Raw genomic sequence first — 14,532 nt, forward strand, 5'->3', positions numbered from 1 at the left:
TATTCCATTCTGGACGGAATAGGTTGAACGACACAGTTTTTAGGAGGTATTTGCGGCATGGTGTATGTGATGCCAAAAGCCACTAATACCTTCAATATATTAAGGAAAATGATATGGCAGCACATCAAAATGGTTCTGAAGCCAATCTCTCCCAAGGTTTAAAACACGAGCTACAGTCACGCCACCTCACGATGATTTCAATTGCAGGTGTGATCGGTGGTTCTTTATTTGTCGGTTCAGGCAGTATTATTTACAACACAGGACCAGTGGTCTTTCTAACCTATGCCTTAGGTGGTTTACTGGTTTGGTTCATCATGCGTATGTTGGGTGAAATGGCGGTGTTAAACCCAGACAGCGGTTCATTTTCAACTTATGCTGACCGTGCAATTGGTCGGTGGGCAGGCTTTTCAATCGGATGGTTGTATTGGTGTACCTTGGCGATGTTGATGGGGTGGGAAGCCTATGTCGCAGGTAAAATTCTGAATAGTTGGTTCCCCTTTATCCCGATTTGGGCTTATATGGTCTTGGTCATCGGCGGATTAGTTGCAGTCAACTTACAAAACGTCAAAAACTATGGTGAGTTTGAGTTTTGGTTTGCTTTGATCAAAGTCGTTGCGATCGTGGTGTTTTTGGTGATTGGTAGCTTAGCGATCATGCATTTATGGCCGTGGGGTGATGCGTCTGCTTCTGGAATCAGTAATCTAACCGCTCAAGGTTTTATGCCAAATGGCGCATCGTCAGTGATTACGGCATTACTTGGAGTAATGTTTGCCTATATTGGAGCTGAAATTGTCACGGTTGCAGCGGCTGAATCAGAAAATCCATCGAAAGAAATTCGTAAAGCCTCAAATTCAGTGGTTTGGCGAATTGTATTATTTTACGTCGGTTCAATGTTTGTCGCGGTTTGTTTGATTCCACATAATAACGAGTTATTAAAAGACTCAACTTGGGGAACTTATAGTGTGACTTTAACGGCACTCGGTATTCCAGAAGCACGTCATATCGTGAATTTCGTGGTGTTAACTTCAGTATGTAGTTGTTTTAACTCAGCATTGTATACGTGTTCGCGTATGCTATTTTCATTATCAAAACGTGGTGATGCACCGAAAAGTTTTGGTTCTGTAAATAGCAAGAGCAGCCCTTGGGTTGGGGTGATTGTGTCATGTTTTTTCTCGGTAATTGCTGTGATTTTAACGGCTACCGAAAGTATGAATGTATATGACTTTTTCATGTTAACTACAGGTGCAGCAACACTGTATGTGTATTTAACCATTGCCTATTCTCAGCTTCGTATGCGTAAAAAACTTGAAGCAGAGGGCGCAAAAATTGAATTTAAAATGTGGTTATTCCCTTATATCACTTATCTCGTGATATTTGCCATTATCGGTGCAATTCTCACGATGTTGATAGAGGGAACTTATTTTAAAGAAGTCATTTACACCACAGCGCTCTTTGGCATTATCGTGTTCTTTGGTTTTGTCTCGCAAAAATTGCGTTGGGGAGAAGAGCGTCGAGCATCTCACCTGAGCCAAGTGCATGAAGAAAAATTGGTCTAAGTTCGTTTAAAAGTAAAAAGAGCCTCAAATCATGAGGCTCTTTTTTTTAGATGCGATAATCGTAAAACAGCATCAATTGAGCGTGGGAACACCTACTTCTCGTAAGCATTGCAATAACACACCAAAAGCCATCACCATATCTTTTTCATTAACACAGGCGAAGCCCATCAACAGTCCACGTTCAGCGAGAGCATGTGATTGCATGTAATATTGCGACAAAGGACGAACTTTCACACCTCGTTCTAAGGCTTTACTGGTAATCGCGACATCATCGCAATCATTTGGTAATTTGAGAACCAAATGTAAGCCTGCGGCTTCATCATATTCATGTAGAAATTCAGTACCTAGATAGCGTTTGATCAAACTGACCAAATAATCCCGACGTTTGCCATACAGTAGGCGCATACGTCGAATGTGCGCTTCATAATGACCTTCACGAATAAATTCAGCGAGTGCTTTTTGTTCAAGCAAATGCCCACCACGATATAGTTCTGCTGCCACGATTCTTAAAGATGAGAACAATGGTTTAGGCACAACGAGATATCCAATTCTGAGTGATGGATAAATGGTTTTACTAAAGGTACCCATGTAGAGCACAGGGGTATTATTTTCTAAACCCTGCAAAGAGGGATAAGGTTGTCCTGAGAATCTAAACTCACTGTCATAATCATCTTCTACGATCCAACTGTTGTGTTGACGAGCAATTTGAATCAATTCTTTACGTCGATTTACACTGAGATGAGAGCCTAAAGGGTATTGATGAGAAGGGGTAACAAAGATCAGTTTAGGCGGTTGAGTTGGATTATTTTCAGGAATAATACCTTCTGCATCGACGGGCATAGGTTGAATATCCAAGCCATTGATCCTGAGTGTGTTACGCATTCCCCAATATGCGGGATCTTCAATCCAAACACGATCACCAATGTCACTCAGCGCACGAGAAACTAAGTCAATCGCTTGATGAATGCCTTCGGTGATAATGATTTGATCTGCATCACATTGCACGGAGCGGGCGACTTTTAAGTAATCTGCCAAAGCACTCCGAAGTTCAATACATCCCCCAGCATTGCTATAAATCAGGCGATTCACATCAGGTTCACGACTTAAACGTGCTTGAATCCGACTAAAAATATGATGTGGAAACTCAGTGACATCAGGTGCCCCAGGTACAAAAGCTCCCCATTGATGTGGTGATGCAGCAGCATAGCCCAATAAGTTTGAGCCACGTTGTGATAGTACATATGAACTTTGGATATTAGGGAGTTCAGGTTTTTTCTTTTTATTTTTAGTGTTTAAGAAACTTTCAGGGAGTTTTTCTGCGACCCAAGTTCCATGTCCTGTACGTGCTTCTAAATATCCTTCTGCTTGTAACTGCTCATAAGCACTCAGCACAGTGTTTCGAGAGACATGAATTTCACTGGCTAAATCACGTGATGCAGGTAAGCGCGTCATCGGTTGAATGACGCCTTCTATGATTGCACCACGTAGACATCGAAAAAGGCGTTGATGTAGTTTTCCCTCCGTGTCTTGTTGGAGCCTTTGCAGCAAATGATCTCCAAGTAAACTACGCAATTGGCTCTCTCCTACAGTTTAAAAATGGCTCTCGTCTCTTGCCTTGAGACGAGCGAAATTACAGCTATAGGCAGTCATTGTATCGCATCCTAAAAATCGACCCCTAGGATGTACGACCAAAGCTGTAACTGATGATGAGATATGAGGGAATAAAATGGATACTCAACATTCTGCACTGAATACACGCAAACAGCAAGCAACGCCTCGTGGCGTCGGTGTGATGTGTCAGTGGTATGCAGAAAAAGCTGAAAATGCAACCATTTGGGACAAGGAAGGCAAGCAATATATCGATTTTGCAGGTGGTATTGCAGTACTCAATACAGGCCATCGTCATCCGAAAGTGATCGCGGCTGTCACAGAGCAATTGACCAAATTTACCCATACGGCTTATCAAGTGACACCTTATGAAAGTTATGTTGCTTTAGCTGAACGCATTAATCAGCGTGCGCCGATCGCAGGTGCAGCGAAAACAGCATTTTTCACTACAGGCGCAGAAGCAGTTGAAAATGCAGTTAAGATTGCACGTTCATATACAGGTCGTCACGGCATCATTACTTTTGGTAATGGTTTTCATGGTCGCTCATTTATGACTATGGCAATGACAGGTAAAACAGCACCTTATAAACGTGACTTTGGTGTGATGCCAGCAGGTGTATTCCATGCGCGTTATCCTGTGCCAGAAAAAGGTATTTCAGTTGCAGCAGCGATTGAAAGTGTTGAAGATATTTTTAGCGAAGATATTGCCCCACATGACGTCGCGGCAATTGTGCTTGAACCTGTGCAAGGTGAAGGCGGCTTCAACGTTGTACCTGCCGAATTCTTAAAACGCTTACGTGCTTTGTGTGATAAGCACGGTATTTTATTGGTCGCTGATGAAGTGCAATCTGGTTTTGCGCGCACAGGCAAATTATTTGCCATGAATCATTATGAAACCAAAGCAGATTTGATCACGATGGCGAAAAGCTTGGGTGGTGGTTTCCCAATCTCAGGTGTAGTGGGACGTGCAGAAGTGATGGATGCACCAAACCCAGGCGGTTTGGGTGGCACCTATGCAGGTAGCCCAATTGCAGTTGCTGCTGCTCATGCGGTGATTGATGCAATCGAAGAAGAAAACTTATGTGATCGTGCCAATGAGCTAGGTACAGAGTTGGTTACTGTTTTAAAAGAAATTCAAGAAACTTCAGGCGATGTTGTTACACAAATTCGTGCTTTGGGTTCAATGGTCGCTGCCGAGCTAGAAACAGCTGAACAAGCAAAAGCAGTACAAAGTTATGCAATGGAACATGGTTTATTGATTCTCACTTGTGGTAAATACGGTAATGTCATTCGTTTCCTATATCCGTTAACCATTCCTGCTGAGCAATTCCGTCAAGGTCTCGATATTTTAAAACAAGGTTTTGCAGCATTAACAGCAGACAGTGCACAAGCAGTGGAGCAATCTGCATGATTCAAAACAATTTGCAGTATTTATTACAGCACCCCGATATTTCATTAGCTACACCTGCGGCTCATAACGATATCGAAGTGAAAGATGCTGCGACAGGTGAAACACTGGCATGGGTGAAAAGTTATGACCGTGCTGGTGTTGAAGCCGCGATTCAGCGTTCAGCCCAAGCCCAAGCTGCATGGAAAAAGCAAACTGCTTTAGTTCGTGCCGATGTGCTTTTGGCATGGTATCAGTTGATGCTTGAGCATAAAGAAAATCTTGCACAGATTTTAACTGCCGAACAAGGTAAACCGTTGGCTGAAGCTCGTGGTGAAATTGGTTATGCCGCTTCATTCATCCGTTGGTTTGCTGAGCAAGCTCGTCGTATTGATGGTGACGTGTTAACGCCAACATTGCCAAATCAACGTTTACTTGTCATTAAACAAGCTATCGGGGTGACTGCTGCGATAACGCCGTGGAATTTCCCTGCGGCGATGATCACACGTAAAGCTGCACCAGCAATTGCGGCGGGTTGTTCGATGTTGGTCAAACCTGCTGAACAAACACCTTTGACTGCATATGCACTGGAAGTGTTAGCTCTCAAAGCAGGTTTGCCTGCCGATATCTTATTAAATATCAGTGGTGATGCGATTGAAGTTGGCAAAACACTGTGCGAGAGCGATATTGTACGTAAGTTGAGCTTTACAGGTTCAACCCAAGTGGGGCGCATTTTAATGCAGCAATGTGCGCCGACGATTAAGAAGTTATCGCTCGAATTGGGTGGTAATGCACCTGTGTTGGTGTTTGATGATGCCAATCTCGATCAAGCCGTTCAGGGCATTATGGCGAGTAAATATCGCAATAGTGGTCAGACTTGCGTATGTGCGAATCGAATTTATGTACAAGATGGTATCTACGATGCTTTGGCAGATCGGTTAGTCGAAGCTGTGGCTAAGCTGCAGGTCGGTGATGGTCGTCAGGAAACATCAACGCAAGGTCCATTGATTGATGAAGATGCGATTGCCAAAGTCCAGTCACATATTGCTGATGCGACTGCAAAAGGTGCGACAATACGTATTGGTGGTCAGCGTTCAGCACTTGGTGGCACTTTCTTTGAACCAACGGTACTAACCAACGTCACTCAAGATATGAAAGTATCTAAAGAAGAGACCTTTGGTCCACTGGCGCCGTTATTCCGTTTCAAAACTGAAGACGAAGCCGTAGCCATGGCAAATGATACGGAATTTGGTTTGGCCGCATATGTGTTTACTCAAAGCGCAGCTCGTCAATGGCGTGTTGGTGAGGCACTTGAATATGGCATGGTTGGAATTAACACAGGAGCAATTTCAAATGAAGTTGCGCCATTTGGTGGAGTTAAACAATCAGGCTTAGGTCGTGAAGGTTCAAAATTCGGCATTGAGGAATATCTCGAAATGAAATACCTCTGTGTGGATTTATCTGAGTAAATCTTGGATAACTGAACACTCAAATGTGTTCGATAAAAACGGTCATGCCCATTCATGACCGTTTTTTTTATTAAGCCGAAAGATAACCTTTGTGGCTCTCAGACAAACGTCTTAAATGTTCAATCAAGGTTTCGATCAGGCGTTCGACGACAAGGCGTTGCCCTTTTCGAGATACATAAACCAATTGCAAGGTCCCAATATTAGATTTCCATTCAGGCATCAAATGAATCAGTTTACCTTTGCGAATGTCAGATTCCACAGTTAAGAATGGTAGGTCAGCGATACCTAAACCATCTGCTACTGCATAATACACACCAGCCAAATCATTACTTTTGATTCGCGGTTGATAGGGAACATCCATCGTTTCCCCTGTGCGAGTATTGCAAAAATGCCAAATATAATTTGCTTTTTGGGTGCCTAAGCTAATGCTTGGATAATCTTTAAGATCAGAAAAATGGTTGATGCTGCGACCTTGGAGTAACTCAGGGGAGGCAACTAGACAATGATCAGTTTTAATGACATCTCGAACAATTAAATTAGAATCTTCATTTGGTTCAAAATTGGTTCGAATCGCGAGATCAATATCATCATGTAAAATATCCACTCTTCGACTGGTGAGCTCAAGTGATATTTCTACTTTAGGATAGGTTTTTAAAAATTGATTGAGGATTTTGCGAATTTGAAAATGCATCATTAACGGCGGACAGCTAATTTTAACTAAGCCTTGTGGCTCGCTTTTTTGTTTGAGTAAGACATTTTCCGCACACTCAACTTGAGTGATGACTTTACAGCACTCTTCATAAAATTCTTGGCCTAATTCGGTCACTTTAAAATGTCGAGTTGTACGCTGAATGAGGCTGACATTAAATTTATTTTCTAGGTCAATAATACGACGGCTGAGCTTTGATTTACTGATATTTTCCGCTTCACTTGCAGCACTAAACCCACCATGTTTTACCACCAGATAGAAATAATAATAATCATCAAATGAGTTCATCAAGGCAGATCAAATCCTATAACTATTCAGTTGAGAATAGCATGAACTATTCTCAACTGATGGAGTAGGTCAATTATTTTTGATTAGTGTTTTGATTATAGCTGTTGATCAAATTGCGATAATCTGGAATGTGGTTTGAGAATAATGTTCCCAATCCTTCAATATCATTACGCCAGTCACGATGTAACTCACACGCCATACCAAACCATGTCATTAATTGAGCACCCGCTTTAGACATACGATCCCATGCTGCATCACGAGTCAACTCATTAAATGTACCTGAGGCATCGGTAATTACAAAAACTTCAAATTCTTCAGCAAGTGCTGATAGTGTTGGGAAAGCCACACAAACTTCAGTCACAACACCCGCAATAATCAATTGTTTTTTGCCAGTTGCTTTAACCGCTTTAACGAAATCTTCATTGTCCCATGCATTAATCTGACCTGGACGTGCAATATAAGGCGCATCGGGGAACATTTCTTTAAGTTCAGGAACGAGGGGACCATTTGGACCATTTTCAAAACTTGTTGTTAGGATTGTCGGTAAATTAAAATATTTCGCAGCATCTGCAAGTGCCAACACATTATTTTTAAATTTGTCAGGATCGATATCGCGGACTAATGACAATAAGCCTGTTTGATGATCGACCAATAACACAGCCACATTATTCTTATCTAAACGAATATAGTCTTTGCTCATGATTTTATCCTCAAGTTGTTTTAGGTTGATTTTGAAATAAAGGCTTCGATTGAAGCTTGAAATTAAAATTATGCTATTGGAAATTTTCTAGGTTCAGAAGTCTGAAAAATGAGACAAACAATACTATAAATAGGATTATTTAAGTCTCATCCTGATTTATACCCTGTGACCAAGTTATTTGTCCTATTTATGAAATAATGTGTTGCTGTCCTGTGCCTATAAGTCTGTCTCTGTGAGGCGTAGAATAATCATCAAGATCGCAACTTCTACACTTTAGGAGTAAAAAGATGAAAACGATTACAGGTATTTATCAAAATAAACATATGCATTGGGTGGGTGATGGTTTCCCAGTGTACAACTTATTTTCTTATGATCGCTTAGGGCAAACAATCAGTCCTTTTTTACTGTTGGACTACGCAGCACCTTATCGCTTTGAACCAACTACAGCTCAGCATGGCGTGGGTACACATCCACACCGTGGATTCGAAACTGTAACAATCGCTTATCAGGGTGAAGTGACACACAAAGACTCAGCAGGTGGCGGCGGTACGATCAAAACTGGTGATGTACAGTGGATGACTGCTGGCGGTGGAATTCTGCATCAAGAGTTTCATTCTCCTGAGTTTGCTCAGCAAGGTGGTTTGTTTGAAATGGTGCAACTATGGGTCAATTTACCTGCACACTCAAAAATGACACCTGCAAAGTATCAAGCGATTGAATCTAGCAAGATTCAGAAAATCGCATTAGATGATGTGGGCAGCGAGTTACGTGTGATTGCGGGCGAATACCAAGACCTTGCAGGTGCAGCAACAACATTTAGTCCAGTCAATGTTTGGGATGGTCAATTGATCGAAGGTCAAAGCCATACATTCTATGTACCTGAAGGACACACCACATTATTTGTGCTGTTGTCAGGTCAGGTTGTATTGAGTAATCAAACCATTGATTCTCCAAGTTTAGTCGTATTAAGCCGTGAAGAGATTAATTTTGCTGTTCAAGCAACTCAGAACAGTAAATTCTTGATCTTAACTGGTCAACCATTGAATGAACCAATCGAAGGGTATGGTCCATTTGTAATGAACAACAAGGCGGAAATCGTTGATGCAATTAATGATTTTAATCGTGGTAAGTTTGGAATAATGAATTAAGTTTAACCAAACATGGATTCATATAAGAAAGCCCATAACCCCTTTGAAGCTATGGGCTTTCGGCTATAAGGTTCCTCTATTGATTATTTTAATGTTATGTCACTTATGATTATGCAGTTTATTATGTGACTCAGTTTTCATTGTTGTGTAATCAGAATAGCCCCATTTTTGTGACTTGCAAAGGGGGATCAGCGTGAAAAATGGAAAAATAAAGAACGATCTGTATATTTTTATTATTCATTTAATAATAAAATTAATTTATTCATAAGCTTACGATTAAAAATCAGCTGTGCTAAATGTAACAATACATGAAGACATTATTACGACAAAAGTATGGCTTAAATGCTGAATCTGGTATTTTTTAATACGGCATTTGGGTTAACTATCAGTCATAATCAAGAAAAATCATCAACTGATGGGACAAAAATTTTGGATATTGCAATTATTGGCAGTGGAATGGCAGGACTCGCTGCCGCCAGAATCCTACATGATGCAGGGCACAAAGTAACCATATTCGAAGCACTCGCTGGACGAGGTATGGATAGCCACAGTATCGAATTCGATGGTGGTATTATTGATGCACCCTTACGCGTGATGAATCCTAAACTTTGGAAGAATACCTTAAGTTTAGCCAGTCACTTAGGAATAGAAACGTTTCCAGTGCGCACGTTTATGGCGTGTAGTTGGTTGTTTGAAGACAAAACAGACACATGGTTGACCACTTCGCGCAGTCGAATTGGTAACTTTCCGATTATTAATAACCGCAAAGGCATTCAGCAATATGGCTGGCGTCTCGTAAAAGGGATGTTGCAACTCAAAACTGCTGTTAATCAATTTTTCAAATCAGATAATCAAGACATCACCTTAGCTGAATTCATGAATCAATATCATATTGAAGAAGTATTTTGGCATGGTACGGTGATGCCAGTGCTGTACACCATTTGTACATGCCATCCTAAAACCATTGGTGAATGGCCAGCTAAACCATTACTTGAATTTGTACGTCAATTGACGGAAGGCGAAGCACTACTACGAATGAAAGGTGGAACACCTGCTTTGGTGAATCGTTTAATCGAAGGGATTGAAATTCATAGTGGTGCGCCCGTTCAGAAGGTTGAAGAGCACGGCGATAAAGTATTGGTCGACAATGGACAAGGTGAAAGCAAAGCTTTTGACCGTGTTGTGATTGCAACGCCGACACCTGTGATTGAGAATTTCTTAAAGCAGCCTCAATTTGCTAATGACATCGACATATTGAAAAAGTTCAGATTTGAAGATGGTGATTTGGTGATTCATACCGATCCTGTCGTCATGCCAGCACGTCGTAAAGATTGGGCTGTATTGAGCTATATGATGGATCGTAAATTTACCCGCCAACAATTTACAGTTTGGATTAATGCAGTTGAACCATCTTTAGTGGGAAAAAATGCAGTGTTCCAAACTTGGTGTCCAGTCATTGACATCGATCCAAAGAAAATTATTTCTAAGGTTAAATTGACACGAGCAGTGGTTGATTTAGAAACTGTTGCTTTGAATAAAGAGATTCAACAACGTCATCTACAACAGAATCGCAAGGTATTTTATTGTGGTTCTTGGTCATGTGATGGCTTGCCAATTTTAGAATCAGCAGTGACTTCTGCGATGCATATTGCAGAAATTTTAGGTGCCCCAGTTCCATTTGTTGGACTTAAACCACAAGTTAAAGTTGCACCTGAACTCGGTTACTAAATATGAAGCGCTTCAAGCAAGCATGGATTGAAAGCCTGATCGGGCATAAATATGCCATAGATGCAAAACGACTTGGTGATGAATCTAGGCTTGCTTGGAGTAATTTAGGATATTGGCAACAGCTACAGGATTATCCCTTAGCATGTCAAACGTTAGCAGATCAAATCGCTGAGGCAGTTCAGCTTAAAGGTTCCGATCGTGTTTTAGATCTCGGATGTGGGCAAGGTGCAAGTTTATTGCATTGGATTGAGCAGTATCATGTTCGTCAACTCAGTGCAGTGGAGCTGCAAGCTGAATGTGTCAAACGAATTCAACATGAGTTACCGCAGGTTGAAATTTATTGCCAATCCTTTTTAGATTTACAGCAACCCGTTATTTTAAATTCATTTGATGTGGTGCTGTGTTTGGATGCTGCTTATCACAGTGATTTGAATTCATTTCTTCAATCAGCATCATCAGTTTTAAATTCAAAAGGACGAATTGCTTTTCATTATTTAATGTGGTCTGACCGTTGGCAAAACTGTTCTCAACTCCAAAAGCAACAATACCGTTATTTATTAAAGGCTGCGGATGTTAATGATTTAAACCTTCAAACAGAGTCACAATTGCTTCTAAACTTGCTAGAAAATGGTCTAGATGACATCATTATTCAAGATTTTTCAGAACCCGTTTTAAACGGTTTTTCAAATTTTATAAAAAATAAAACCAGCATAAAAAAACCGTTTGATTTTGCTCAACTTAAGATTGAAATGACTGCCAAGTTGTGTGCAAAGCTCTACCATGATGGATTGGTGCGGTATATTCAGGTGAGTGCAGTCAAAAAGTGAAAATAATATGCCAGTCTTATATTCAGGATCATGCTTATGTGGTGCGGTCAGTTATCAAGCTAGTGTAGAGCCACATTATCAATTTAATTGTCATTGTCGAGATTGTCAGAAAGCAACAGGTGCTGCATATGCGCCGATCGCATTTTTTCATCAATCAGAACTCAATATTCAGGGTGAACTTCATTATTTTGAATCATTTGGTGCATCTGGGAAGCCAATTCGACGTGCATTTTGCTCGACATGTGGCTCGCAAATGTTTGGGTTACCAGAAATAGTACCAGATATGATTTCGATTCGTGCAGGAACTTTGGATGATCCAAATTTGTATCAACCGCAAGCAGAAATTTTTGTGAGTCATGCAAATCAGTGGGATATGTTAAATCCAGAGCTTTTGCATTTTGAGAAAATGATGAGGAAGAAAAAGTAGAAAATGGTGCCGGCACACGGATTCGAACTGTGGACCTACTGATTACAAGTCAGTTGCTCTACCAACTGAGCTATGCCGGCAACGTGGCGAGAATTATAGATAATCCGTAGAAAAAAACAAGCGAAAAAATGAGCAAATAATTCGATTTATCCCCACTAAAAATTTTTATATCAAATTTTGATCAATTTTTGCTTGTTTGAAAGTGAGATGTATGGGAAGAGCTGCTAAAACTGCAAAAGTACTTGCCCCGATTCAGAACTATATGAGTGGGATGCCCTAGAAAATATTTATAAATATTAGGAGTGACACTTTATGCCATAACACGAGAAATGTGGTTTTTTTGTGTCAAAAATTAAAACTAAATATATAACAAATATATAAAAAATCATTTTTTTATTGAATTTTTTTTGCTTTCTATGTATTGATATGAATTAAGCATTTCTGCATTTAAATTAGGGATAGTTCATGATTGATGTGCAATATTCCGAAAATGTCTCAATTCTTCAATTATCTGATACTGCTTTTGTATTGAAGATCAATGATGCGAAGGTATATCACTTTTTATTGACACACTGTGAGCGAGAATTGGGCTGGGGAAAAATGATTCAAACTTCTCAATCATTTTTAAATGGTGAGATTGAATATCAAATTAATCTTGCGGAAATGGATGTTGAACACTTTGGGCGAGAGTTTTTTATGTTAGAGCCTGAGTTATTGGACAACATTTCGAAAAATTAAAGCTACAGATATGACTGATTTGTTGAAGTATCAATATTTATCCTGAATAAAAATACATACTTTTTGGTTTTGCCATCTCATCCCCAAGAGGTGGCTTTTTTTATGTTTGTTTTGTGACTTGATTTAATCTGAATCGTCTAGGGATTTGTATAAAAAATTAAGGAATAAAATTTATATGAATTACTCTATCTCAATTCGTATCGCAACCAACTCAGGATTTAATAGGATATATTGGAAAACATAAGGCAATAAAAAAAGCTTAAACCCTTTAGATTTAAGCTTTTAGAACGTAAGCGTCCGCTGAACCCCATGCCTATTTTTTAATTTGAGTTGGATTTCCAGCGATGTGGCAGTAATTCTTCTATTTGGGTCGCTTTATGCGTCGGCAGCCTTTTCAGCACATCACTGAGATAGGCATACGGATCCAACCCATTCAGCTTTGCTGACTGGATTAAAGTCATGATATTTGCCGCTCGCTGTCCACTGCGCAGCGAACCTGCAAACAACCAGTTCTTACGGCCCAATGCCCAGGGGCGCATTGAGTTCTCTGCCCAGTTATTGTCAATGGGTAGATTGCCATCATCCAGATAGCGGCTTAAGGCTGGCCAACGCTTCAGACTGTAATTGATGGCCTTGGCGGTTGGAGAACTCGATGGCACCGTCAGATAATGTTGGTTGAGCCATTCATACAGTTGTTGCATCACCGGTTGGCTGTGCTGTTGTCGGTATTCGCGGCGGTGTTCTGCTGTACTATCGGTCTTTTTCCTGAGTTCGGCTTCTATCGCATACAGTTTCTGAATCATCAGTAATGCCTGTTCAGCGATCTGACTTTTCCCAGTCACATGTAGCTCATGGAATTTACGACGTGCATGCGCCATGCAGCCCACCTCAATGACATCGCCTGATTTAAAGCGTGCTTTATAACCACTGTAATCATCACAGACCAGATAACCCTGCCAGCCATTCAAGAACTCTGCAGCATGCTGACCTGAACGGCTATCCTGAAAGTCATAGATCACCGCTTGAACTGGATTGTACTGTGTAGTGGCATAGGCCCAGACATAACCTTTCTTCGGTTTTTTCTCATCATCACCCATCCGCATAATGGTGACTGGTGTTTCATCTGCATGGATCACCCGCTGTTGCAGCACCACCTGTTTTAAGGCATTGGCCAGAGGTTCCAGTTCCACACCGCAGCGACCTATCCAGTCAGATAAAGTAGATCTGGACAGATCAATGCCCGCCCGCTGATAGATCAGGCGCTGACGGTACAGCGGCAAATGATCGGCATACTTCGATACCAGCACATGGCTGAGCAGTTCAGGTGAAGCAATGCCTTTATCAATCACATAGGCGGGCATCGCTTGCTGAGTCAGGGTGTCACACTGATCACAGACCCATTTGCCACGCACATGCTGTTCCTTATAGAACTGTGCCGGTCTGAAATGCAGTTTTTCACTGATATCTTCGCCGATACGACGTAACTGGCAGCCACAACTGCATTGGGTTGATGCTGGTTCATGCTCAATACGAATGGTGTGTAGATGATCGGGCAGCAGTCGACGTTTAGGTTTATTGGTTTTGGCTTTCTGTGTCGCTGCATCGGTTTTATCTGCATTCAGCCGTTCCAGTTCCAGATCAACAGCAGCAATATCTTCTTCAACCGCTTCATTCCAGAGATGGATTTGTTTTGCAGTGAGATGTTCGTTTTTACTGCCGAATTTGTGCTGTTTAAATAGTGCGAGTTCATGCTCGTATTTTTGATTGAGAATAGAAAGATGTTGAACTTTAGAATCTAATTGCTGATTGGTGACTTCAAGATGTTGAACTCTGGCATCTAATTGCTGGTTTGATTGTGCTAGAGACTGATGCTGCAGCGCCAACTGTCTGGTAAATTCCAGCAGTTGTTCATGGGTCAGTTGGCTTAAGTCAGGCAGCGTATTCATG

12 protein-coding genes and 1 tRNA gene are annotated in these 14,532 nt (G+C 41.0%); 8 read left to right on the forward strand and 5 right to left on the reverse strand.

Features of this window, described 5'->3' with window-relative positions; all coding sequences use genetic code 11:
- The first annotated feature begins 113 nt into the window (after window positions 1-113).
- The gene (locus tag Q9Q86_RS14195) at window positions 114-1,556 is read left to right on the forward strand and encodes an amino acid permease (RefSeq protein ID WP_112986113.1); all 1,443 of its coding nucleotides are present in this window, start codon (window positions 114-116) and stop codon (window positions 1,554-1,556) included.
- A 72-nt stretch (window positions 1,557-1,628) separates the two neighbouring features.
- On the opposite strand, the gene Q9Q86_RS14200 is transcribed toward Q9Q86_RS14195, so the two are convergent.
- Window positions 1,629-3,128, reverse strand: a complete 1,500-nt coding sequence (locus Q9Q86_RS14200; RefSeq protein ID WP_112986114.1) for a PLP-dependent aminotransferase family protein — start codon at window positions 3,126-3,128, stop codon at window positions 1,629-1,631.
- A 154-nt stretch (window positions 3,129-3,282) separates the two neighbouring features.
- Here Q9Q86_RS14200 and gabT point away from each other — a divergent pair, with 154 nt between their 5' ends.
- Entirely contained in the window at window positions 3,283-4,575 is a 1,293-nt protein-coding gene (gene gabT, locus Q9Q86_RS14205; RefSeq protein ID WP_004964859.1) for a 4-aminobutyrate--2-oxoglutarate transaminase, read from the forward strand.
- Complete coding sequence (locus tag Q9Q86_RS14210; RefSeq protein WP_112986115.1) at window positions 4,572-6,020, forward strand: NAD-dependent succinate-semialdehyde dehydrogenase; 1,449 nt, start codon at window positions 4,572-4,574, stop codon at window positions 6,018-6,020. Before gabT ends, Q9Q86_RS14210 begins: the two co-directional genes overlap by 4 nt.
- Before the next feature lie 70 nt (window positions 6,021-6,090).
- On the opposite strand, the gene Q9Q86_RS14215 is transcribed toward Q9Q86_RS14210, so the two are convergent.
- Window positions 6,091-7,017, reverse strand: a complete 927-nt coding sequence (locus Q9Q86_RS14215; RefSeq protein ID WP_112986116.1) for a LysR substrate-binding domain-containing protein — start codon at window positions 7,015-7,017, stop codon at window positions 6,091-6,093.
- Window positions 7,018-7,090: 73 nt separating this feature from the next.
- On the reverse strand, window positions 7,091-7,717 hold the full coding sequence (gene ycaC / locus Q9Q86_RS14220; protein WP_112986117.1) for an isochorismate family cysteine hydrolase YcaC: 627 nt from the start codon (window positions 7,715-7,717) through the stop codon (window positions 7,091-7,093).
- A 287-nt stretch (window positions 7,718-8,004) separates the two neighbouring features.
- Between ycaC and Q9Q86_RS14225 the strand changes: the two genes are divergently transcribed.
- The 4 genes from Q9Q86_RS14225 (at window position 8,005) to Q9Q86_RS14240 (ending at window position 11,847) form a co-directional block, all read left to right on the forward strand.
- A complete protein-coding gene (locus tag Q9Q86_RS14225) occupies window positions 8,005-8,865 on the forward strand; it encodes a pirin family protein (RefSeq protein WP_112986118.1) in 861 nt (286 codons plus the stop codon).
- A 429-nt stretch (window positions 8,866-9,294) separates the two neighbouring features.
- Complete coding sequence (locus Q9Q86_RS14230; RefSeq protein ID WP_112986120.1) at window positions 9,295-10,593, forward strand: FAD-dependent oxidoreductase; 1,299 nt, start codon at window positions 9,295-9,297, stop codon at window positions 10,591-10,593.
- A 2-nt stretch (window positions 10,594-10,595) separates the two neighbouring features.
- Window positions 10,596-11,420 carry a cyclopropane-fatty-acyl-phospholipid synthase family protein gene (locus Q9Q86_RS14235; RefSeq protein WP_112986119.1) on the forward strand — a complete coding sequence of 275 codons (825 nt, stop codon included), beginning with the start codon at window positions 10,596-10,598 and terminating at the stop codon, window positions 11,418-11,420.
- Window positions 11,421-11,427: 7 nt separating this feature from the next.
- Window positions 11,428-11,847: a GFA family protein gene (locus tag Q9Q86_RS14240; protein WP_112986121.1), complete on the forward strand. Its 420-nt coding sequence runs from the start codon at window positions 11,428-11,430 to the stop codon at window positions 11,845-11,847.
- 4 nt (window positions 11,848-11,851) lie between these two features.
- Here the strand turns inward: Q9Q86_RS14240 and Q9Q86_RS14245 are convergent.
- A tRNA-Thr gene (locus Q9Q86_RS14245) sits at window positions 11,852-11,927 on the reverse strand.
- 385 nt (window positions 11,928-12,312) lie between these two features.
- Here Q9Q86_RS14245 and Q9Q86_RS14250 point away from each other — a divergent pair.
- Complete coding sequence (locus Q9Q86_RS14250; protein ID WP_004951410.1) at window positions 12,313-12,585, forward strand: hypothetical protein; 273 nt, start codon at window positions 12,313-12,315, stop codon at window positions 12,583-12,585.
- Window positions 12,586-12,905: 320 nt separating this feature from the next.
- Here the strand turns inward: Q9Q86_RS14250 and Q9Q86_RS14255 are convergent, their stop codons facing one another.
- The gene (locus Q9Q86_RS14255) at window positions 12,906-14,531 is read right to left on the reverse strand and encodes an IS66 family transposase (protein WP_308150312.1); all 1,626 of its coding nucleotides are present in this window, start codon (window positions 14,529-14,531) and stop codon (window positions 12,906-12,908) included.
- Between the last annotated feature and the right edge of the window lies 1 nt (window position 14,532).

The organism is Acinetobacter sp. A22 (genome assembly GCF_030913345.1).
Taxonomy (GTDB): domain Bacteria; phylum Pseudomonadota; class Gammaproteobacteria; order Pseudomonadales; family Moraxellaceae; genus Acinetobacter; species Acinetobacter junii.